Source organism: Mesorhizobium alhagi CCNWXJ12-2 (genome assembly GCF_000236565.1).
Lineage (GTDB): Bacteria > Pseudomonadota > Alphaproteobacteria > Rhizobiales > Rhizobiaceae > Allomesorhizobium > Allomesorhizobium alhagi.
Window position 1 is genome coordinate 1 of the sequence record NZ_AHAM01000079.1, and the last position, 18,768, is coordinate 18,768.

The 18,768-nt window shown below is 63.8% G+C and carries 18 protein-coding genes; 17 read left to right on the forward strand and 1 reads right to left on the reverse strand.

From position 1 onward, the window contains the following. The coding region (locus MAXJ12_RS10785) for an adenylate/guanylate cyclase domain-containing protein (protein WP_008835875.1) at nucleotides 1–850 on the forward strand (850 nt) is incomplete at its 5' end. A gap of 165 nt (nucleotides 851–1,015) precedes the next feature. On the opposite strand, the gene MAXJ12_RS10790 is transcribed toward MAXJ12_RS10785, so the two are convergent. Then, entirely contained in the window at nucleotides 1,016–2,038 is a 1,023-nt protein-coding gene (locus MAXJ12_RS10790; RefSeq protein WP_008835876.1) for a LacI family DNA-binding transcriptional regulator, read from the reverse strand. 354 nt (nucleotides 2,039–2,392) lie between these two features. On the opposite strand from MAXJ12_RS10790, the gene MAXJ12_RS10795 reads away from it, so the two are divergent. The 16 genes from MAXJ12_RS10795 (at nucleotide 2,393) to purU (ending at nucleotide 18,595) form a co-directional block, all read left to right on the forward strand. After that, the gene (locus MAXJ12_RS10795; RefSeq protein WP_008835877.1) at nucleotides 2,393–4,000 is read left to right on the forward strand and encodes an extracellular solute-binding protein; all 1,608 of its coding nucleotides are present in this window, start codon (nucleotides 2,393–2,395) and stop codon (nucleotides 3,998–4,000) included. 76 nt (nucleotides 4,001–4,076) lie between these two features. Next, nucleotides 4,077–4,937 (forward strand): carbohydrate ABC transporter permease, encoded by an 861-nt coding sequence (locus tag MAXJ12_RS10800; protein ID WP_008835878.1) that lies wholly within the window; start codon nucleotides 4,077–4,079, stop codon nucleotides 4,935–4,937. After that, nucleotides 4,934–5,893: a carbohydrate ABC transporter permease gene (locus MAXJ12_RS10805; protein WP_008835879.1), complete on the forward strand. Its 960-nt coding sequence runs from the start codon at nucleotides 4,934–4,936 to the stop codon at nucleotides 5,891–5,893. The genes MAXJ12_RS10800 and MAXJ12_RS10805 overlap by 4 nt, the downstream gene beginning before the upstream one ends. Continuing rightward, the gene (locus MAXJ12_RS10810; RefSeq protein ID WP_008835880.1) at nucleotides 5,890–6,990 is read left to right on the forward strand and encodes an ABC transporter ATP-binding protein; all 1,101 of its coding nucleotides are present in this window, start codon (nucleotides 5,890–5,892) and stop codon (nucleotides 6,988–6,990) included. The genes MAXJ12_RS10805 and MAXJ12_RS10810 overlap by 4 nt, the downstream gene beginning before the upstream one ends. Beyond that, nucleotides 6,983–8,044 (forward strand): ABC transporter ATP-binding protein, encoded by a 1,062-nt coding sequence (locus tag MAXJ12_RS10815; protein WP_008835881.1) that lies wholly within the window; start codon nucleotides 6,983–6,985, stop codon nucleotides 8,042–8,044. The genes MAXJ12_RS10810 and MAXJ12_RS10815 overlap by 8 nt, the downstream gene beginning before the upstream one ends. A gap of 35 nt (nucleotides 8,045–8,079) precedes the next feature. Beyond that, nucleotides 8,080–9,171 carry a Gfo/Idh/MocA family protein gene (locus tag MAXJ12_RS10820; RefSeq protein WP_008835882.1) on the forward strand — a complete coding sequence of 364 codons (1,092 nt, stop codon included), beginning with the start codon at nucleotides 8,080–8,082 and terminating at the stop codon, nucleotides 9,169–9,171. A gap of 26 nt (nucleotides 9,172–9,197) precedes the next feature. Further along, nucleotides 9,198–10,112, forward strand: a complete 915-nt coding sequence (locus tag MAXJ12_RS10825) for a sugar phosphate isomerase/epimerase family protein (RefSeq protein ID WP_008835883.1) — start codon at nucleotides 9,198–9,200, stop codon at nucleotides 10,110–10,112. 27 nt (nucleotides 10,113–10,139) lie between these two features. Further along, nucleotides 10,140–11,078: a sugar ABC transporter substrate-binding protein gene (locus MAXJ12_RS10830; RefSeq protein ID WP_008835884.1), complete on the forward strand. Its 939-nt coding sequence runs from the start codon at nucleotides 10,140–10,142 to the stop codon at nucleotides 11,076–11,078. A 63-nt stretch (nucleotides 11,079–11,141) separates the two neighbouring features. Next, nucleotides 11,142–12,125 carry an ABC transporter permease gene (locus MAXJ12_RS10835; protein WP_040585778.1) on the forward strand — a complete coding sequence of 328 codons (984 nt, stop codon included), beginning with the start codon at nucleotides 11,142–11,144 and terminating at the stop codon, nucleotides 12,123–12,125. Continuing rightward, nucleotides 12,122–12,904, forward strand: a complete 783-nt coding sequence (locus MAXJ12_RS10840) for an ATP-binding cassette domain-containing protein (RefSeq protein ID WP_008835886.1) — start codon at nucleotides 12,122–12,124, stop codon at nucleotides 12,902–12,904. Before MAXJ12_RS10835 ends, MAXJ12_RS10840 begins: the two co-directional genes overlap by 4 nt. Beyond that, complete coding sequence (locus tag MAXJ12_RS10845; protein WP_008835887.1) at nucleotides 12,904–14,091, forward strand: aldose 1-epimerase family protein; 1,188 nt, start codon at nucleotides 12,904–12,906, stop codon at nucleotides 14,089–14,091. The genes MAXJ12_RS10840 and MAXJ12_RS10845 overlap by 1 nt, the downstream gene beginning before the upstream one ends. A gap of 94 nt (nucleotides 14,092–14,185) precedes the next feature. Continuing rightward, on the forward strand, nucleotides 14,186–15,280 hold the full coding sequence (locus tag MAXJ12_RS10850) for a fatty acid desaturase family protein (RefSeq protein ID WP_008835888.1): 1,095 nt from the start codon (nucleotides 14,186–14,188) through the stop codon (nucleotides 15,278–15,280). Nucleotides 15,281–15,344: 64 nt separating this feature from the next. Then, nucleotides 15,345–15,671: a MocE family 2Fe-2S type ferredoxin gene (locus MAXJ12_RS10855; protein ID WP_008835889.1), complete on the forward strand. Its 327-nt coding sequence runs from the start codon at nucleotides 15,345–15,347 to the stop codon at nucleotides 15,669–15,671. After that, nucleotides 15,664–16,896 (forward strand): NAD(P)/FAD-dependent oxidoreductase, encoded by a 1,233-nt coding sequence (locus tag MAXJ12_RS10860; protein ID WP_008835890.1) that lies wholly within the window; start codon nucleotides 15,664–15,666, stop codon nucleotides 16,894–16,896. Before MAXJ12_RS10855 ends, MAXJ12_RS10860 begins: the two co-directional genes overlap by 8 nt. 11 nt (nucleotides 16,897–16,907) lie before the next feature. Further along, a complete protein-coding gene (locus MAXJ12_RS10865; RefSeq protein WP_040585782.1) occupies nucleotides 16,908–17,708 on the forward strand; it encodes a 3-methyl-2-oxobutanoate hydroxymethyltransferase in 801 nt (266 codons plus the stop codon). Then, nucleotides 17,705–18,595 (forward strand): formyltetrahydrofolate deformylase, encoded by an 891-nt coding sequence (purU, locus tag MAXJ12_RS10870; RefSeq protein WP_008835892.1) that lies wholly within the window; start codon nucleotides 17,705–17,707, stop codon nucleotides 18,593–18,595. Before MAXJ12_RS10865 ends, purU begins: the two co-directional genes overlap by 4 nt. Nucleotides 18,596–18,768 lie beyond the last annotated feature (173 nt).

Consider the following 18,768-nt stretch of genomic DNA (forward strand, 5'->3'; position numbering starts at 1 on the left):
TGTCGGTCGCGACTGGCTGGCAGGCCTCGGCGCCAGTATCGTACAGGAGAATCTCGTCGGCGCTCCGCACTTGGTCAGCGGCGTTGCCCCGGACGGTGCGGTGCTCGGCTGGGCTGCGACGCGGCCGTTCGACAAGGCTGAACTGGAGCTGCTGCACGATGTGGCGCGCTTCGCCGCCGCGCCGCTTGCCGTGCTCGCCGCGCGCTCGACGCTGTCCGCGGTACTGGAGACCTATCTCGGCCGGCGCAGCGCGGCGCAGGTGCTGGCAGGCCGGCTGCGGCGCGAACCCGGCGAGACCATTCGGGCGGCACTGCTCTTTGCCGATTTGCGCGGCTTCACCGAACTGTCGGAGGCCGCCGTGCCGAATGAGGTGATCGCAGCGCTCGACAGCTGGTTCGATCGCGTCGCCGGCGCCGTCCACGCCTTCGGCGGCGAGGTGCTGAAGTTCATCGGCGACGGCGTGCTGGCAATCTTCCCGATTGGAGAGCGCGATGCCGCGGCCGCATGCGATGCGGCGCTGCGCGCGGTCGCCGCCGCGCGCGCCGGCATGGACCACCTCGACCGCATCCGCGCCGCTCAAGGCCTGCCGCCGCTGCCGTTCGGCACGGCGCTGCATGTCGGTGAGATGCTTTGGGGCAACATCGGCACCGCCGACCGGCTGGATTTTACAGCGATCGGCCGGGCGGTGAATTTGGTGAGCCGGCTGGAGGGCCTGTGCCGACCGCTCGGCCGCACGGTGCTGCTGTCCGACGCCTTCGCGGCGGAAACGACGCAGCCGCTGGTCCCGCTCGGCGAGCATAGGCTGCGCGGCATCGCCGCGCCGTGCGCCGTATTTGCGCTCCCGGAGTGAGCGCGCCTTCTCTACCCCATGCTCATCTACTCTACGAATACCGGGTGCCGAACGTGTGCGGGGGTGACGCATCGCCTGCAATCTGCCTTTGACCCTTATGCGGATTGCCGCAGGCCGATCGCCCTGCGGTGAGGCGACTTCGATGATTGCCCCCATCGTCGAGAACTAAACTTCTGGGATATTCTCTTTCAAAATCAGGTGCAGCCGTGGCGGATGCCCTTCATACGGGAGGTCGCGCACAGCGTGTTCGAGCAGGTTGAGCGCTTCGCGGGCCTCGACGCGTGGGTTCTGGTCGATAACGCCATCCATGGTCCCGTCGAGCAGAAGCTGCTTGGTGCCTTCCGTTAGTTCGTGTCCGAGGAACACGACCGAGCGTTCGAGGTTTCGCTCTCTGAGCGCGCGCGCGACGCCCTGATTGCCCGCGCCGATATTGTATATGCCGGCAAGATCGTCGTGCCGGTCGAGCAAGGCGGCGGCTTCCGCATAGGCGCGTTCGCGATCGTCCCGCATCTCGCGCAGTTCGACGATCTCCAGGTTCGGGAATTCTTCGGCAAGAACGTGCCGAAAACCCATCTCGCGCTCCTGGTGGCCGCGATAGGACAGCGATCCGGCGAACATCGCGACTTTCCTGGGCTGGCTAGTGCCCAGCAGACGCCCGAGCACGTAGCCGGCCAACCTGCCGGCTTGACGGTTGTCGATGCCGACATAGGCGACCCTCGGCACATGGAGAATGTCCGTCGCGAGCGTCACGACCTTGATGTTTTTGGCGGACAGCGCCCGGATCGCCTCGCGGACTGTCGGGTGATCGAGCGCGATGAGGCCGACGCCGTCGGTCTTGCCGTGCAAATCGTGCAGCGTGCGGGCCAGGGTGTCGGGGTTGAAGCCCTCGATCGAACTGACGCGGACGTCGAGTTCCGGTCTTGCGGCGCCTTGTGCGCTCAACTGTTCGTGCAGCATCCGAATGAAGGTGTTGGTGCCGACAGGCAGGACGAAATCGAGCCGGATCGTCTGGCCGGAATTACGTCCCGCCCAGCTCGGGGCGGCGGCGAGGTAGCCGAGCTTCTTTGCCGTATCGAAGACGATCTCGCGCGTCCGGTCGCGAACGCCGGGGCGGTTGTTGAGCACTCGGTCCACCGTTGCGGCGGAAACCCCGGCTTCACGTGCAATGTCCAAGAGGGTCGAACGCATGCTGCAGAGCTTTCAAGCAAGGTGGAACGGGTGTCCGCCTTGGGCAGAGGCCGAGTGATTCTGATGGAAAAAGATGTACCCGGGCAAGGACGGGCGGCAAGCGTCGCAACGGTGTTTAGGGAGCCTACGGTCATACCGCAAGCCGAAAGGAGCAAGCGAAAACACCTCAAATAACATCATGGTGGGGCTGCGTCAGCATTTTTGCGTTGCGGCAGGAGCTTGAAGTTGCACGGCTATCTTCTCGATATACACTGAATGATTATTTTTGATTTGAAATGATGTTGACAGCCTCACGAGCCAACGTCAATATTCCTCATACGGGGTCCTTAAAGTGGTTCCGGAGGGAGGAAATCAATGTCGAACCTTGTGCGCATCTCGCGGCGCGGTCTGCTTGCGTCCGGCGGAAAAGCTGCTTTGCTTATCGGTGCGGTCGGTATTGCACCAAAGTTTATTCGTCCGGGCCGCGCCTACGCGGCTGACGCGCTCGCCGCGGGCATGATCGGCGGCCCGACCGGCTTCGATGGCGCCGAACGGTATCAGTATGGTCCCGAGACGCCCGAGGGGCGCGCCGTCGAGGCCGCCAAGGCGATGAAGGCCGGCGGGGTCGACAAGATCGTGCTTGGCCTTTCGGATGGCTCCATCGGCCAGTTGACCCAGCCATTCCCCGCCGGCGCCCCTTCGATCAAGGATCTGTGGGAGAAGGAAACCGGCATCACGCTGGAAATCGTCGGTGTTCCGAACGGCCAGGAATTCACCAAGACGATGCAGGACATCTCCACCAAGGGTGGGGCGTACGACATCTATGCGGTCGAGTGGAACCGGCTGGGCGATCTCGCCGAAACCGGCGGCATCATCAAGCTCGACGACTTCGTCGCCAAACACCGGCCCGAATGGGACGATCCGCAGGCCGGCTACGTCAACGGCACCAGCGGCGTGTCTCTGCTCAACCAGTACCGCGGCTCCACCTACGGTGTGTCGCTCGATGGCGACTTCCAGACCTGGGTCTATCGTACCGATCTCTTCAGCGACGAGACCGAGAAGAAGGCTTTTGCCGACAAGCACGGCTACGAGTTGGCGGCACCGAAGACCTGGAAGCAACTCGACGAGATCTCGCTGTTCTTCCATCGCCCGGACAAGAATTTGCTCGGCTCGACCGACATCCGCAACCAGGGCTGGGGCTATACCAACTGGTACCAACGCTACGTTTCGATGGGTTCGCCGAACCAGTTCCTGTTCGACGATACCGGCAAGCCGCTGATCAATTCCGAGGCGGGCATCGCGGCGACCCGCGAGTACATCGACTCGCTGGCCTACAAGTCTCCAGACGCGGTTTCATGGGGCTGGCCCGAGCAGTACGGCAATTTCGCCAAGGGCGGCGCGGCCATGACCTGCGCCTTCTCCAACCTGCCGAAATTCCTCGACAACGCGGCGAACAAGGATTCGGCCGTCACCGGCAAGATCGGCTCGATGCTGCCGCCCGGCCGCGAGGTCGACGGCAAGATGGTGAGCCGCTCGGTGCTGTGGCTCAATCTCTCGGCTTCCGTGTCCTCGCAAGCAAAGAACCCGGAGGCATGCTACCTCTTCCTGCAGTGGCTCGGTTCGGCGCGGATCTATGCGTGGATGACCGCCAATCCCGGCGGATATTTCGATCCGTTCCGCCTGTCGGACTTCTCCGATCCGCTGGTGCGCCAGACCTATCACGCCTACCACATGGACGTGGTGCGCGAGACGGTGGCCCGCACGGTGCCGACCATCAACTATCCCGGCGCCACGGCCTTCCACAATGCGCTCGACGAGAACCTCGTCGCCGCGCTCACCAAGGCAAAGACGGCTGAGCAGGCGATGGCCGACACTGAAACCGAATGGCTCCGGATCGCGCGTCGCACCGGAGAGGACAAGCTGCTCGAGGCCATCAAGACCAACAAGGCGGCGTGGCCCACTATTCTCGATCCGGTAAGTTGATCCTCCCAAGCAAGCCGGAAGGGAGGGACGCCAGCAGTCCCTCCCGCCTTCACAGCCAGCGGCATCAGCGTTCGACATGAAGCGTTCAATTCCATTCGAGATATTCCGGTACGCCGTCATCCTGCTGGCGCTCGCGGTCACGCTTATTCCGATCCTTTGGATGGTTTCGATGGCCTTCAAGCCGATCGGCGAGTGGTCGGCGACGGGAGCGGAGCTCACCTGGTGGCCGGATGCGCCGACGCTCTCCAACTTCCGCTTCATCTTCGGCGAGTCCGATTCGAGCCTGATCGTCGCGCTCGACAGGACCGCCCTGAAGCCGATCCTTTCGTCGCTGCTGTCCGCCACCCTCGGGACGCTGATTGCGATGACGGCCGGCACGGCCGCCGCCTACGGCCTCTCCCGTTTCGGTTCCGGCCAGAACCTGCCACTGGCGCTGACGCAATTGCGGCTCTTCCCGCCCATGGCGGTCATGATCCCTGTCATGATCATGTGGGCGTTTCTCAACCTCACCGACACCTGGTGGGGCCTGGCTCTCGTCTATGGCATCGTCACGCTGCCCTTCGCCTTCTGGCTGATGAAGACTTTCTTCGACGACATGCCGCGCGAACTCGAGGAAGCGGGTCTGGTCGAGGGATGCTCGCGCTGGCGGGTGTTCACGAAGATCACACTGCCGATGATGCGCGCGCCGCTGGCCAGCGCCGCCCTTTTCGTCTTCATCCTGAATTGGTCGGACTATCTGATCGCGCTGCTCCTGACCACGCGCGAATGGGTCACCGTGCCTGTCTATATGGCGTCGCTCTCGTCCTCCATGACCGGCCAGCTCTACGGCGCCAAGGCCGCGCTCGGCCTGATCGCGGCGGTTCCGCCCGTCATCATGGGCATCGCCATCCAGCGCCATCTCGTGCGCGGCCTGACCTTTGGGGCACTGAAGCAATGAGCGTCGCCACCGCCTCGGAGGACGCCATGGCGACGCTCGCCGCTGAAGGTCGCGCGGTTGCCCGCGACGAAGCCGCGCGTCTCGGCTTCCGGCTGGCGCTGCCGGCGCAGATCCTGGTGCTCTTCATCGCCGTCTTCCCGCTCCTGATGCAGCTCTATATCAGCCTGACGGACTGGTCGCCGCTTTCCGGCATCGGCTGGTGGAATGCATGGGAGCTCTGGAACAGCTTAGCCAACTATACCGATCTTGCAGCCGACAACCGCTTCTGGAGCGCGCTCTGGCGCACCTTCGTCGTGATGATCGTCTGCGTCCCGGCCGAATTCCTGCTCGGGCTGGGCCTGGCGACGCTGTTTACCGATGATTTCCCCGGCAAGCGGCTGTTCTATTCGATCCTGCTCATGCCGATGATGGTCGTTCCTGCGGTGGCCGGCTACATGTTCTTCATGCTGTTCCAGTCGGGCGGGCCGATGAACGACATCCTGTCGGCGCTGACCGGCACCCGCGTCGCAATCGCCTGGCTGTCGGACCCGACGCTGGCGCTCGCCGCTGTGATGATGGCCGATATCTGGCAATGGACACCGCTGATGTTCCTCATCCTGCTCGCCGGGCTCGTCGGCGTGCCGGAAGACCAGATGAAGGCCGCGACCCTGCTCGGTGCCAATGCCTGGCAGCGCTTCACCACGATCGTTCTGCCGAAGATGAAGACAATCATCATCATCGCGCTCGCGATCAGGGTAATCGAGAACTTCAAGATATTCGACACGCTCTACATTATGACCGGCGGCGGGCCGGGTGTCGCGACCGAGACCATCTCCGTCTATATTTACAAGCTCACCACGCAGGACCTCATCTGGGGCTATGTCGCGGCGATCGCGCTCGCCATCCTGCTGGTGCTCTCCATCGCCACAGTCTTTGCCATGAAGCGCATGGCCGCGGCCCGGGAGGCGCGGGCATGAGCACCATCCGTCTGGAAAACCTGGTAAAGAAATTCGGCGATTTCACCGCGCTGAAGACTATGGACCTCGAGATAGCCGACGGCGAGTTCATGGCGTTGCTCGGTCCTTCGGGGTGCGGCAAGTCGACGACCATGAACATGATTGCCGGAATGGAGGAACCGACGTCCGGGCGCATCCTGTTCGGCGACCGCAACATGTCCGGCGTGCCGATGGGGCGGCGAGGGGTCGGGTTCGTGTTCCAGAACTACGCGATTTTCACCCATATGACCGTGCGGCAGAACCTGTCCTACGGGCCGCGCATGCATGGCATGCCGAAGGCCGAAATCGACCGCCGCGTCGGCGGCATCGCAGAGCTTCTGCAATTGACCGGCTTGCTCGACCGCCGGGCGGATCGGCTGTCGGTCAACATCCTGCAGCGCGTCGCTATAGGCCGCTCCGCCATAATGGAGCCGGTGATTTTCCTGCTGGACGAGCCGCTCTCCAACGTAGACGCGGCCTTCCGCGCCGTGATGCGCACCGAGCTGAAACACCTGCAGCGCCAGTTCAGGCAGACCATGGTCTATGTCACCCATGACCAGCTCGAGGCGATGACGATGGCTGACCGCATCGCCGTGATGGATCACGGGGTATTGCAGCAGGTCGGCACGCCGATCGACGTCTACAACAATCCGGCAAACGTCTTCGTAGCGCGGTTCATCGGCGCGCCCGGCATGAACCTGTTGCCGGGACGGCCGGCGGAGAGCGACCGCGGCCTGGTGATAGATCTCGGCCCCCTTGGCGCGACTGCTCCGCTTCCGGAGCGGCTGGCGAACGCGCTGCGCAGCCATTCGGGCGAGATCCTCTTTGGATTCCGGCCCGAGCAGGCGACGCTTGCGGGAGAAGGCCGCGGGATTGCCGCGCCGGTAACCGCTGTCGAGCGCATCGGCGCACGCACGATCGTCCATCTCGGCGAGGGCGCTTCGGCCATCAAGGTGGTTCTCGACAACGATCAGCCAGCCGTCTTCGGCGCTTCGGCGATCGTGACGCCCAACATGGACGCGGTGCGGATCTTCGATCGGGCGACCGGCCAGGCAATCGGAGGCTCGGGCAATGGCTGAGATCGCCTTCCGGAATGTCGGCAAGCGCTACGGCGGCACGGTCGCGCTGTCGGACGCGTCGTTCACGATCCATGACAACGAGTTCTTCTGCTTCTTCGGCCCGCCGCTATCCGGCAAGTCGACGATCCTGCGGCTGATCCTCGGCTTGGAAATGCCGGATCACGGCGAGATCCTGATCGGCGGCAAGCCGGTCAATGCGGTTTCGCCGGCCGAGCGCAATGTGGCGATGGTGTTCCAGAACCTTGCGCTGTTTCCGCACATGAGCGCGCGCGACAATATCCGCTTCCCGCTCGCCGAGCGAAAAGTCCCGCAGGCCGAGATCGAGCGGAAGCTCGCCGACGTCACCGCCAAGCTCCACATCGGCCATATCCTCCACAAGCAGCCCGCCCAGCTTTCCGGCGGCGAACGCCAGCGCGTGGCCATCGCCCGGGCGCTGGTGCGCGATCCCGTCGCCTATCTCATGGACGATCCGATCTCGGCGCTCGATGCCCGCCTGCGCGAAGAAACGCGCGTCGAACTCAAGCGCATCCAGCGCGAACTCGGCAAGACGCTGATCTATGTGACACACGACCAGGAGGAGGCGATGTCGGTGGCCGACCGCATGGCAATCCTTGAAGCAGGCGTGATCCGGCAGGTCGGCGCGCCGCTCGAGATCTACGACCATCCGGCCAGCACCTATGTGGCGCGCCTGCTCGGCTCGCCGATGATGAACATCCTGCCCTCGACCGCCAGTGGCAGAGACATTCGCGTGGCGGACGGTGCGATCGCCGTAGAAGGCCTGGCCGGCGTCGCCGAAATCGCCGAAGTCGGTGTGCGGCCGGAGGACATCAAGGTGTCGGCGTGGACGCAGGGCCAGTCAGGAACGCCGTCGCGGGTCTATGAGGTCGAGCCGCTCGGCGGCTACACGGTGGTCACGGTCGATGCCGGGCCATCGCGGGTGAGGGCGCTGATGCGCGGTCAGCCCGACATCAGGCCGGAAACGATGGTCGCGCTTAGCTGTGACGCGGCTGCGGTCCATCTCTTTTCGCGGAACGGGACCGCGCTTTCGCGATGAGCAGCGCCGCACAAGGAACGACAGGGAGAGATCTGATGGCGCAAGCCGCCGACTTCGAGCCGGACGTGAAAGTCCGCAACAGGGAATACAGGATCGGCTGCATCGGGGCAGGCATGATCATGGCTGAGTGCCATCTGGCGGCCTACAAGGAAGCCGGCTTCCCGGTCGTCGCGATCGCCTCCCGGACCAAGGCCAATGCGCGAAAGGTCGCCGAACGCTGGGATATTCCCACCGTCCACGACACGCCCGAAAAACTGATCGAGGACAGCCAGGTCGAGATCATCGACCTAGCCTTTCCGCCCGACCAGCAGCCGGCGCTCATCCGCCACGCGCTGAAGCAACCGCACGTCAAGGCGATCCTCGCCCAGAAACCGCTGGCCCTGTCGCTCGGCGAGGCGATCAAGCTCCGCGACGAGGCGAAGGCCGCCGACAAGATACTCTCGGTCAACCAGAACATGCGCTACGACCAGTCGATGCGCGTTCTGAAGCAGATCATCGAGCAGGGCGCGCTCGGCGAAATAGTGTTTGCACAGATCGACATGCATGCGATCCCGCACTGGCAGGGCTTTCTCGAGGACTACGACCGGCTGACGCTTGCCAATATGAGCGTCCACCATCTCGATGCGCTGCGCTTCCTTTTCGGCGACCCCGACGAGATCACGACGCTGACGCGCAAGGATCCGCGCACCCGGTTCGACCATTCGGACGGCATCACCATTTCCACGATGAAGTTCCCGTCGGGCGTCATGGCCGTGTCGCTGGAGGATGTTTGGTCCGGTCCACGCCAGGACGGCTACCAGGACGACCAGCACATCACCTGGCGGGTCGAAGGCACCGAGGGCGTCGCGCGTGGCACGATCGGCTGGCCGATCGGCGCGGCTTCAACCCTGAGCTACGCTTCCGCGCGCACCACTGGCGGCGAGTGGGTGACGCCGAGTTGGGACACGATGTGGTTTCCGCACGCCTTCATCGGCGTGATGGAGCAACTGCAGCATGCAGTCGCCACCGGCACGCCGCCGGCGCTCTCCGTCGCCGACAACGTCAAGACCATGGCGCTCGTCGAGGCCGGTTATCGGTCCATCGCCGAGGGCCGCACGGTCAGACTTTCAGAAATCGCGATCAACTGAAGCCACATTCGGGAGGAGTTCACATCATGATGCAAGCCGGTATTTTCACGGGATACTTTCCCTACAGCCTGGAGGAGACCGCCAGGAAGATTCGCGCGCTGGACTTCAACACCGTCCAGCTCGACCTGCACTTTAAAGACGTCGATCTTTCGGCCGGACAGATCACCAGGGAGAAAGCGAAGCAGGTCCGCGACATGTTCCGCGACCACAACCTGCCGATCTGCTGCATCTCCGGCTACACGAATATCATCCACCCGGACAAGGGCGAACGCGAGAAGCGTGTCGGCTACCTCAAGGAGATCATCAGGAACGCCCGCCTGTTCGGCTCGCCATACGTGATCTCCGAAACCGGCACCTACAACACCGAGTCCGACTGGGTTCACCACCCGAAGAACAAGACGGAGGAAGGCTTCGAGGAGTGCCGTACAGTCATCGCCGATCTGGCCCAGACCGCCTACGACCACGGCGCGGTGTTCCTGCTCGAGACCTACGTCAACAACGTCGTCGGCTCGGTCGAGGAGACGGTGAAGATGTTCGCGCAGGTCGATCATCCGGGTCTCGGCCTGCTGATGGACCCGACCAACTATTTCGAGACACACAATATCGACAGGATGGACCAGATCCTGAACCAGGTATTCGACACGCTGACCGACAAGATCAGGATCGCGCATGCCAAGGACGTGAAGCGTTCCGGCGACGACAAGACGGAGAAGCATGCCGACATCGGCGATGAGGACGCGCTGGAGAGCCACACTTTCCGCGGCGTGGGCGAGATCGAGCTGCCGGCCCCCGGCCTGGGTTCACTGAACTACGATCTCTATCTGCAGCGGCTCGCAGAAAAGCACCCGAACATCCCGATGATCATCGAGCACCTGTCGGAAGACGATGTGCCGCGCGCAAAGAAGTTCCTCGACGGCAAGTTCCGCCAGAACGGCCTCTGAGACCAAGTGAAAGGGAGGAATGACCTGATGTTGAAATCGACCGTGAAATTCGCGGCTGCGGCGCTTCTGGCCTGCGCCGCCTTTGCAACGCCGGGCCACGCGCAGGAAGGGAAGAAGACGTTCTACCTGCTGTCGCATGGCGGCCCGTCCGACGCCTTCTGGCTCGATTGGAACGCAGGGGCGACCAGGGCCTGCGAACAGTTGAACGTCACCTGCAACATTTCCTTCTCGGGCGGCGACATGGCAGCCCAGAAGGAAGCGTTCAACTCGGCGATCGCCGCGAACGCGGATGGTATCGGCACCACCTCCGCGCAGCCGGGTCTCTGGAACGCCGAAGTTCAGGCGGCCAAGGATGCGGGCATTCCGATCGTTTTCTTCAACACCGACGACACGGCGACCGGCCGCCAGGCCTATGTCGGCGCGGATCTCCGCCAAGCGGGCGTGATCTGGGCGAAGTACCTGGTCGACAACAAGCTGGTGAAGGAGGGCGACACGGTGTTCCTGCCCGTGGAGGTGCCGGGCGCCAGCTACCAGCAGCTCGAGACGGAGGGCATCGCCAGCGTCTTCGATCCGCTCGGCGTAAAGTACGATGTCGTCGACGCCGGGACGGACCCGGCCGGCATCATCGCCAAGATGAGCGACTACATGCTCGCCAACAATCCGCCGGCGATCATAGCGCTCGGCGACTCTGTGGCGGCCGCCGTCCGCAAGGTGTTCGACAATGGGGGGATACAGGCCGGCTCGATCCCGGTGGTCGGCTGGGGCAATTCCAAGGATGTCGCCGAAGCTGTGCGTGACGGCTACTTCAACGCCGCGGCCTGGCAGTTCCCCTCAGCGCAGGGTTTTATGCCTGTGGCGCTGCTCAACCTTGCCGCCTCGGGCGAGCCGATCGGCTACGACATCCAGACATTCAGCCTCTACGACAAGTCAAGCTACGAGCCGATACTCAAGCTCTATGGCGAGTGAGCCCGACAGCGGCTCCAACAGAAGACGAACATGGATGCGGTCATGGCGGCGGTAACGGAAAGAATGGAAGAGCGGGGAGGCAGGTGGCGTCGTCTGATGGCGACGCCGCAGGTCGCCTCGCTGATCATCCTCGCCATCGTACTGGCGGCGTTTTCGCTCGCCAATCCCAACTTCCTGTCGCCGCTCAACATCTCCAACATGATGGCGTTCCTGCCTGAACTGGGGATCATGGCGCTCGCCATGACGCTCCTGCTCACGGCCGGCGAGTTCGACCTCTCCGTCGGCGCCGTCTTCGCGCTCGGTCCGGTGCTTGTCATGCTGCTGGCGCAGACAGCGGGCGTTGACATCGGCCTAGCCCTGCTCGTCGGCCTCGTGGTCTGCATCGCCATCGGCGCGATCAACGGAATCATCGTAACCAAGATCGGCATCTCGTCCTTTCTGGTGACGCTGTCGATGCTTCTGATCGTGCGCGGGGTGGCGCTCTACATCACGCAGGGATTTCCGCTCAAATCCTGGGACCAGCCGGGGTTTTTCGTCACGCTTCTCGCGGGCAGCTTCGATCTCGGCCCGTTCCGGCTCTACACGTCGCTGTTCTGGTTCATCGGGCTGACGCTCGTCTGCGCCTACGTCCTGAACTGGTCCAAGGTCGGCAACTGGATCAGCGCCATCGGCTCGAACCGCAGCGCGGCGGTGGCGCGCGGCGTGCCGGCCGACGCCGTCAAGATCTGGCTGTTCATCACGGCTTCGGTGCTCTCGGGCCTTGCCGGCATGATCAGCGCCTTCCGGATTTCCGCCGCTTCGCCTGTCGCGGGAACAGGTTATGAGCTCGAAGTGATCGCCATGGTAGTCGTTGGCGGCACCGCGCTTACCGGCGGGCGCGGCACCATTCTGGGCACCGTCGTCGGCGCCTTCATGCTGCGCGCGATCCGCAACGGGATCGTGCTGATCGGCGTGCCGGGCCTCGCCTTCAACATCTTCGTCGGCGCGATCATCCTCGTGATGCTGATCCTGCACGCGATGATCCAGAGGCGGAGCGTACGGCGATGACGGCTGAAGTCCTGCGCCTGGAGCGCGTGCGCAAATCGTTCGGCAGCGTCAACGCCCTGCGAAGCGCGTCGCTGACCCTTCGAGAAGGGGAAGTCGTCGCGCTTTTGGGCGACAACGGCGCCGGCAAGTCGACGCTGATTAAGGCGATTTCGGGCGTGCATCCGGTCGATGGCGGCGACATCTACGTCCGGGGAGAAAAAGCGTCGATCCGCTCGGCGCGCGATGCGATCGACCTCGGCATCGAGACAATTCACCAGGACACGTCGCTTGCGCCCGACCTTTCGATCGCACGCAACCTGTTCCTCGGCCGCGAGCCCGTGAAACTGCCTTTCCTGGGCGTGTTTGCGCCGCTCGACTTTCCGGAGTTGCGGCGCGCCGCGTCGGCGCTGCTGCGGCGGGTCGGCATCTCCAAAAAGCTCGACGCCGATGCGCCGGTCGACACGCTCTCGGGCGGCGAACGGCAGTCGATCGCGATTTCGCGGGCGATGCAGTTCGCCGCCAAGGTGATCATTCTCGACGAGCCGACCAACAATCTTGGCGTAGAGGAGACCCACGGCGTGCTGCGGTTCGTCAAGGAGGTGCGCGATGCCGGCCACACGGTGCTCTTCATCACTCACAACATCCATCACGTCTTCCAGGTGGCGGACCGCATCGTTATCATGCGCCGCGGCGAGATCGTAGCGGAACGCGCCGTCGAGGACACCGACCTCTTGACGGTCGAGAGCCTCATCATGGGCGTCGACGTATCGACCTTGGTCAAGGAAGCGAAGGCGCGCTGATGGTTCAGCTCTACGGCCAGACCCTGACGCGCAGGCAGGTTTCGGAACGGTCCGGAATGCTCTCGCAATTTGCCGGCGTGCGGCTGATGACGCTGGGCGACGGAGTCGAGCGCGGCATCCGCATGCTTGAGTTCCGGACCGGCAGCGGACTTCGGTTCACCGCGCTGGTCGACCGGGCGCTCGACATCGCCGACTGCGACTACAAGGGCCAGGCGATCGGCTGGCATTCGCCGAGCGGCTTCCGCCACCCGGCGCTGCATGAATATGAAGGCGAGGGCGGCCTTGCCTGGGCACGGTCGTTTTCAGGTCTGCTCCTGACATGCGGCCTGGACCACATCCTCGGTCCCGAGGAGGCGCCCGCCGACAATTACAACTATCCCGGCAAGAAGAGCGTGCGCCATTCGCTGCACGGGCGGATCAGCACAATTCCGGCGCGGCTCACCGGCTACGGCGAGCGCTGGGATGGCGACCGCTGCGTGCTGTGGGCGGAAGGCGTCGTCCAGCAATCGGCGGTGTTCGGCGAAGACCTGCATCTGCATCGCCGGATCGAGGCGGATGTTGGCGGCAACGAGATCCGCATCTCCGACCGCGTCGTCAATCACGGCTTCGCGCGCACGCCGCATATGTATTTCTATCATGTAAATGTGAGCCACCCTCTGGTCGACGAAGGCTCGCGCTATCTAGCGCCGGTGAGGGATGTGGTCTGGGCGGCCCATGCCGGCGAGGCCTATCGCGCACAGAGTGTGGGCTACCGCACGCTGCCCGCGCCGCGCGCGAACTTTCGCGAGCAGGTCTGGCAGCACGAGCTTGACGCCGACGCAGACGGCCTGGTTCCGGTCGCGGTGGCCAACGACCGGATCGGCCTCGGCTTCGAAGTCGTGACCCGGAAAGACCAGCTTCCCTGCATGTACCAATGGCAGAATTTCCAGGCCGGCCAATACGCCATGGGGATCGAGCCGTCGACGCACCATGCGCTCGGCAACACCGCCGCGCGCGATCGCGGCGAGATGATCTGGCTCGAACACGACGAGTCTCGCTCCTACGAGGCGACTTTCAGGGTTCTCGACGGGCAGGCTGAAATCGACGAGGCCGAGCGCCGGATAGCCTCGATCGCCAGACAGCCGGAGGAGGATTTTCCGGCGCCGTCGGGCAGGTTCCCCAACCTTGCCGAAGGATCGCGGTCATGAGGCAAGAAAAGATCGGCAGGAGAGCCGGCATTCGGGAGAGACGCGGGAGGAGGATCGGCAAGGACAGGACAAAAGGCGGATCTTGGAGAAGACGATGACTATCGTGGAAAAGAAGAAGCGCGACTACAGCCTCGTCGGCGAAAGCACGCGCAGGGCGATCGAAACCGGTCTTGCTTCGGCCGAGTGGTATCACACCGAGGCTCCGCGCAAGGTGATGAAGGAACTGATGCAGCGCTCGGACGGGCCCGCCATCCGCGACACGATCGTCTGGCTCGGCGTCCTTCTCCTCTCGGCGGCCGGTGCGATTGCGTTCTGGGGCACGTGGTGGTGCGTGCCTTTTTTCTTCGTTTACGGCGTCTTCTACGCCTCGGCGAGCGACTCGCGCTGGCATGAATGCGGCCACGGCACCGCGTTCCGCACGCGCTGGATGAACGATGTCGTCTATCAGATCGCCTCGTTCATGCTGATGCGCAATCCGGTGACGTGGCGCTGGAGCCACGCGCGGCACCACACCGATACGATCATCGTCGGCCGCGACGCCGAGATCGCCGTCATGCGGCCGCCGGACCTTCTGAAAGCGGCTCTGACGTTCACTGGCCTACTGGATTTCCGATACTCGCTGCCGACGCTCTTCCGCAACGCGCTCGGCAATCTCTCGGCCGATGAGAAGAGCTACATTCCGGAAATGGAGTGGCCAAAGGCAATCGTCGCCGCGCGCTGGCACGTGGCGATCTATGTCGCGACGGTGGCGCTCGCAATCGCCATTCGGTCGTGGCTACCGCTGATGCTGGTCGGCCTGCCTCGCCTCTATGGCACTTGGCACATGGTCATGACCGGCCTGCTTCAACATATCGGCCTGGCCGACAATGTCGTCGATCACCGGCTGAACACGCGCACCGTCTACATGAATCCGATCAGCCGGTTCATCTACTGGAACATGAATTACCATGTGGAGCACCACATGTTCCCCATGGTCCCCTATCATGCGCTGCCCCGGCTGCACGAGCTGATCAAGCACGACCTGCCCGAGGCAAATCCCTCGATGTGGCACGCCTATCGCGAAGTCTGGCCGGTGCTTCTCAAGCAACTGAAATACGAGGATTATTTCCTGAAGCGCGACCTGCCGCCGACGGCGCGGCCCTATCGCGGCGAATTCCATGACCTGACGGTATCGGCCGCCGCCGAGTAGTCCCCCTGACCAACAATCCCGACGCCGATCATGAGGCGTCTCCAGAGACCAATGGAACAAGACTATGCCTGAATGGATCGTGGCGTGTGCCGTAGACGACGTGGACGAGGAGGATGTGATCCGCTTCGACCATCACGGCCGGACGTTTGCCATCTACCGCTCGCCCGAAGATGAGTTCTTTGCGACTGACGGCCTCTGCACGCACGAGAAGGTGCATCTGGCGGACGGGCTGGTGATGGATGACATCATCGAATGCCCTAAACATAATGGTCGCTTCAACTACAAGACCGGGGCCGCCAGGGGCGCGCCAGTCTGCGTCAATCTCCAGACTTATCCGGTGAAGGTGGAAGCCGGAAAGGTCATGATCGAGATCGGCGGCGTCCATGGCTGAGGCGGGCATGGTCATCGTCGGCGCCGGCGAAGCCGGCACGCGGGCCGCCTTCGCGCTGCGCGAGAGGGGCTATACAGGACCTGTCAGCCTGATCGGCGCCGAGCGTCATTTGCCTTACGAACGCCCGCCTCTGTCCAAGGACGCGATGGCTCTGGCCGGCGCAGGCATGAAGGCCATCGCGGACGCCGGGCGCTTCGAGCAGGCAGGCATACGGCTGGTTCTCTCCGCTGCTGCGATCTCCATCGATCGCGCCGCCCGCGAGGTAAAACTGGAAAGCGGTGTTTCCCTTGGCTATGAAAAGCTGCTCCTGGCTACGGGCGCTCGTCCCCGGAGGCTGGCGATGGCGGAAAACTCCCGCCGATGCGTCTACCTCCGTACCCATGACGATGCCGAGGTCATTCGTGCGCACCTGCGGCCCGGCGCCCGCATCGCGGTGATCGGCGGAGGCTTCATCGGCTTGGAGCTCGCCGCAGCGGCGCGAATGCTAGGCTGCGCGGTCACGGTGATCGAGACCGAGAAGCGTCTCCTCACGCGCGCCGTGCCGGCGGAGATCGCAGCGGTCCTGCATGAGGCCCACGCGAAAAGCGGCGTCGACCTACGATGCGGCGCGGCCGTCACCGCTATCGTCGACCATGGCGATGGCGTCTCCATCGCATTGGCCGACGGCGCTTCGATTGACGCCGACGCCTGCATCGTCGGCATCGGCGCGATCCCGAACACTGATCTCGCCGAACGTGCCGGGCTGGCGGTCGAAAATGGCGTCCGCGTCGACGAGCGCATGGCGACGTCCGATCCGCATATCTTCGCCGCGGGCGACTGCTGTTCCTTTCCGCTTGGCGTCTATGCCGGCAGGCGGGTCCGCCTCGAAGCCTGGCGCAACGCCCAGGATCAGGGCAACCTGGCCGCCCGCAACATGCTGGGCAGGCAGGAGAACTTCGCGGCGATCCCGTGGTTCTGGTCGGATCAGTTCGATCTGTCGCTCCAGATCGCCGGGCTCGTCGACGAGGGCGTCGAGACGGTGCGCCGGGAGGCCGGAGAGGGCGCGTTCATTCTGTTCCACCTCGCAGCCGACGGCAGGCTCGTCGCGGCGAGTGGCATCGGGCAGGGGAATGCGGTCGCCCGCGACATACGACTGGCCGAAATGCTCATCGCCAAAAAGGCGAGACCGCCGCGCGACAAGCTGGCGGCCGCCGACACCAAGTTGAAGGCACTGCTCGCTGCGTAAAGGGAATGAATATGAGCCGCACCAGACCGACCATCGCCGACCTGCGCGCAATGAAGGGCAAGCGCCAGCTCACCATGCTGCGCGTCATGACGATTGAAGAAGCCGAAGCCGCCGAGCAGGCGGGCATCGATATCGTTTCGATCCCGCCCGACCTCCTGCTCGACCCCCGGTACCGCGACGCCGCTCCGAGCCTCTTCTCGATGCCGGGGGACAACTTCTACGAAATCGGCACGGCTGACGATTTCCTGCGCTGGGCGTTCAAAATGTACAAGGCCAGCGCCGACGCCGTCTATTGCAGCGCGAGCTACGCAACGATCAAGCGGATGGCGGACGAAGCGATCCCGGTGATCGGCCATGTCGGCCTCATTCCATCGCGCCGGACCTGGACCGGCGGCTGGAAGGCTGTCGGCAAGACCGCCGAAAGCGCGCTCGAGATCCTGGCCGCGGTCAGGCATCTGGAGGCGGCGGGCGCCTTCGGAGCGGAGATCGAGGTGGTGCCCGTGGAAGTCGCCGCCGCCATCTCCGAACGCACGTCGCTGTTCATGATCTCCATGGGGGCGGGCAGGGGCTGCGACGCGCAATATCTCTTCGCCGAAGACGTGCTCGGCCAGAACCGCGGACACATGCCGCGCCATTCCAAGGTCTACCGCAACTTCGCAGCCGAGTTCGATCGGCTGCAGGCGGAGCGCGTCGCGGCGTTTGGGGAATTCGTGGCCGATGTCGAGCGCAAGGCTTTTCCGGAAGATCGCCACGTCGTACACATGGACCTCGCCCAATTGCGCGCTTTCATGGACAGGATCGAGAAGCAATGAATGCCTCGAACTCGCGGCCAGCCGAGTCCGTAGTTGCTGGCGCCCCTGCCCATGTGATCACCCTGTCCTGCGACGACCGTCCCGGCATTGTGGCCGCGGTTACCACAGAACTGGCCCGGCTTGGCGCCAATATCACCGAGAGCAGCCAATTCTGGGATCGCCAGACGAACCGCTTCTTCATGCGGATCGCCTTTGCCGGGCCTGCCGATGCAACTCCCCCCAGCCTTGAGCGCGCGCTAGCGGTTCCCATTGGGAAGTTCGGCATGACAGCGTCGATAGTCGACCAGTTCAGGCGTCCGAAGATCGTCGTGATGGTGTCGAAGTTCGACCACGCCTTGCTGCATCTTCTCTACCAGATCCGCGTCGGCTGGCTGAACGCGGAGGTGGTCGCCATCGTCTCCAATCATGAGAGTGGCCGGCGCCCCGCCGAGCTTGAGGGGCTGCCGTTTCACCATTGGCCGGTGACCGCGGCCAATAAGATCGAGCAGGAGCAGAAGCTCGTGCGGCTGGTGGAGGAGACCGGCGCCGAACTCGTCGTTCTCGCCCGCTATATGCAGGTCTTCTCCAGCGATTTGTCCGCCCGCCTCTCAGGCAGGGCGATCAACATCCACCACTCCTTCCTGCCGAGCTTCAAGGGCGCCAAGCCCTATCATCAGGCGTTCGAGCGTGGCGTCAAACTGATCGGGGCAACGGCGCATTACGTGACAGGCGACCTGGACGAGGGACCGATCATCGAACAGGAGACGGAGCGTGTCTCCCACGCCCAGAGCGCTGACGATTTTGTGGCCGTCGGACGCGACATCGAGAGCCGGGTTCTGGCGCGCGCCGTGAAGCTGCATCTCGAAGGCCGCGTTATGCTCAATGGCCACAAGACGATCGTCTTTTGAGGGCCAGGGGACACGACCGTTGCCTTCGGTCACGTCGCCACGGTGTGATATGTCAGAGCATTCGTGCATGCGCCATGCCGGAGGCACGGAGAACGCGGTAGAAAGCCGCGTAGAAGGTTCGCGCTAGTCTAGTGCCCGTCCATAAACGCCTGTTTTTCCAGGTGTTAGAGGGC

Coding starts and splice junctions, on each gene's coding strand:
- MAXJ12_RS10790 (WP_008835876.1), bottom strand. CDS start 2,038: ATGCGTTCGACCCTCTTGGACATTGCACGTGAAGCCGGGGTTTCCGCC.
- MAXJ12_RS10795 (WP_008835877.1), top strand. CDS start 2,393: ATGTCGAACCTTGTGCGCATCTCGCGGCGCGGTCTGCTTGCGTCCGGC.
- MAXJ12_RS10800 (WP_008835878.1), top strand. CDS start 4,077: ATGAAGCGTTCAATTCCATTCGAGATATTCCGGTACGCCGTCATCCTG.
- MAXJ12_RS10805 (WP_008835879.1), top strand. CDS start 4,934: ATGAGCGTCGCCACCGCCTCGGAGGACGCCATGGCGACGCTCGCCGCT.
- MAXJ12_RS10810 (WP_008835880.1), top strand. CDS start 5,890: ATGAGCACCATCCGTCTGGAAAACCTGGTAAAGAAATTCGGCGATTTC.
- MAXJ12_RS10815 (WP_008835881.1), top strand. CDS start 6,983: ATGGCTGAGATCGCCTTCCGGAATGTCGGCAAGCGCTACGGCGGCACG.
- MAXJ12_RS10820 (WP_008835882.1), top strand. CDS start 8,080: ATGGCGCAAGCCGCCGACTTCGAGCCGGACGTGAAAGTCCGCAACAGG.
- MAXJ12_RS10825 (WP_008835883.1), top strand. CDS start 9,198: ATGATGCAAGCCGGTATTTTCACGGGATACTTTCCCTACAGCCTGGAG.
- MAXJ12_RS10830 (WP_008835884.1), top strand. CDS start 10,140: ATGTTGAAATCGACCGTGAAATTCGCGGCTGCGGCGCTTCTGGCCTGC.
- MAXJ12_RS10835 (WP_040585778.1), top strand. CDS start 11,142: ATGGAAGAGCGGGGAGGCAGGTGGCGTCGTCTGATGGCGACGCCGCAG.
- MAXJ12_RS10840 (WP_008835886.1), top strand. CDS start 12,122: ATGACGGCTGAAGTCCTGCGCCTGGAGCGCGTGCGCAAATCGTTCGGC.
- MAXJ12_RS10845 (WP_008835887.1), top strand. CDS start 12,904: ATGGTTCAGCTCTACGGCCAGACCCTGACGCGCAGGCAGGTTTCGGAA.
- MAXJ12_RS10850 (WP_008835888.1), top strand. CDS start 14,186: ATGACTATCGTGGAAAAGAAGAAGCGCGACTACAGCCTCGTCGGCGAA.
- MAXJ12_RS10855 (WP_008835889.1), top strand. CDS start 15,345: ATGCCTGAATGGATCGTGGCGTGTGCCGTAGACGACGTGGACGAGGAG.
- MAXJ12_RS10860 (WP_008835890.1), top strand. CDS start 15,664: ATGGCTGAGGCGGGCATGGTCATCGTCGGCGCCGGCGAAGCCGGCACG.
- MAXJ12_RS10865 (WP_040585782.1), top strand. CDS start 16,908: ATGAGCCGCACCAGACCGACCATCGCCGACCTGCGCGCAATGAAGGGC.
- purU (WP_008835892.1), top strand. CDS start 17,705: ATGAATGCCTCGAACTCGCGGCCAGCCGAGTCCGTAGTTGCTGGCGCC.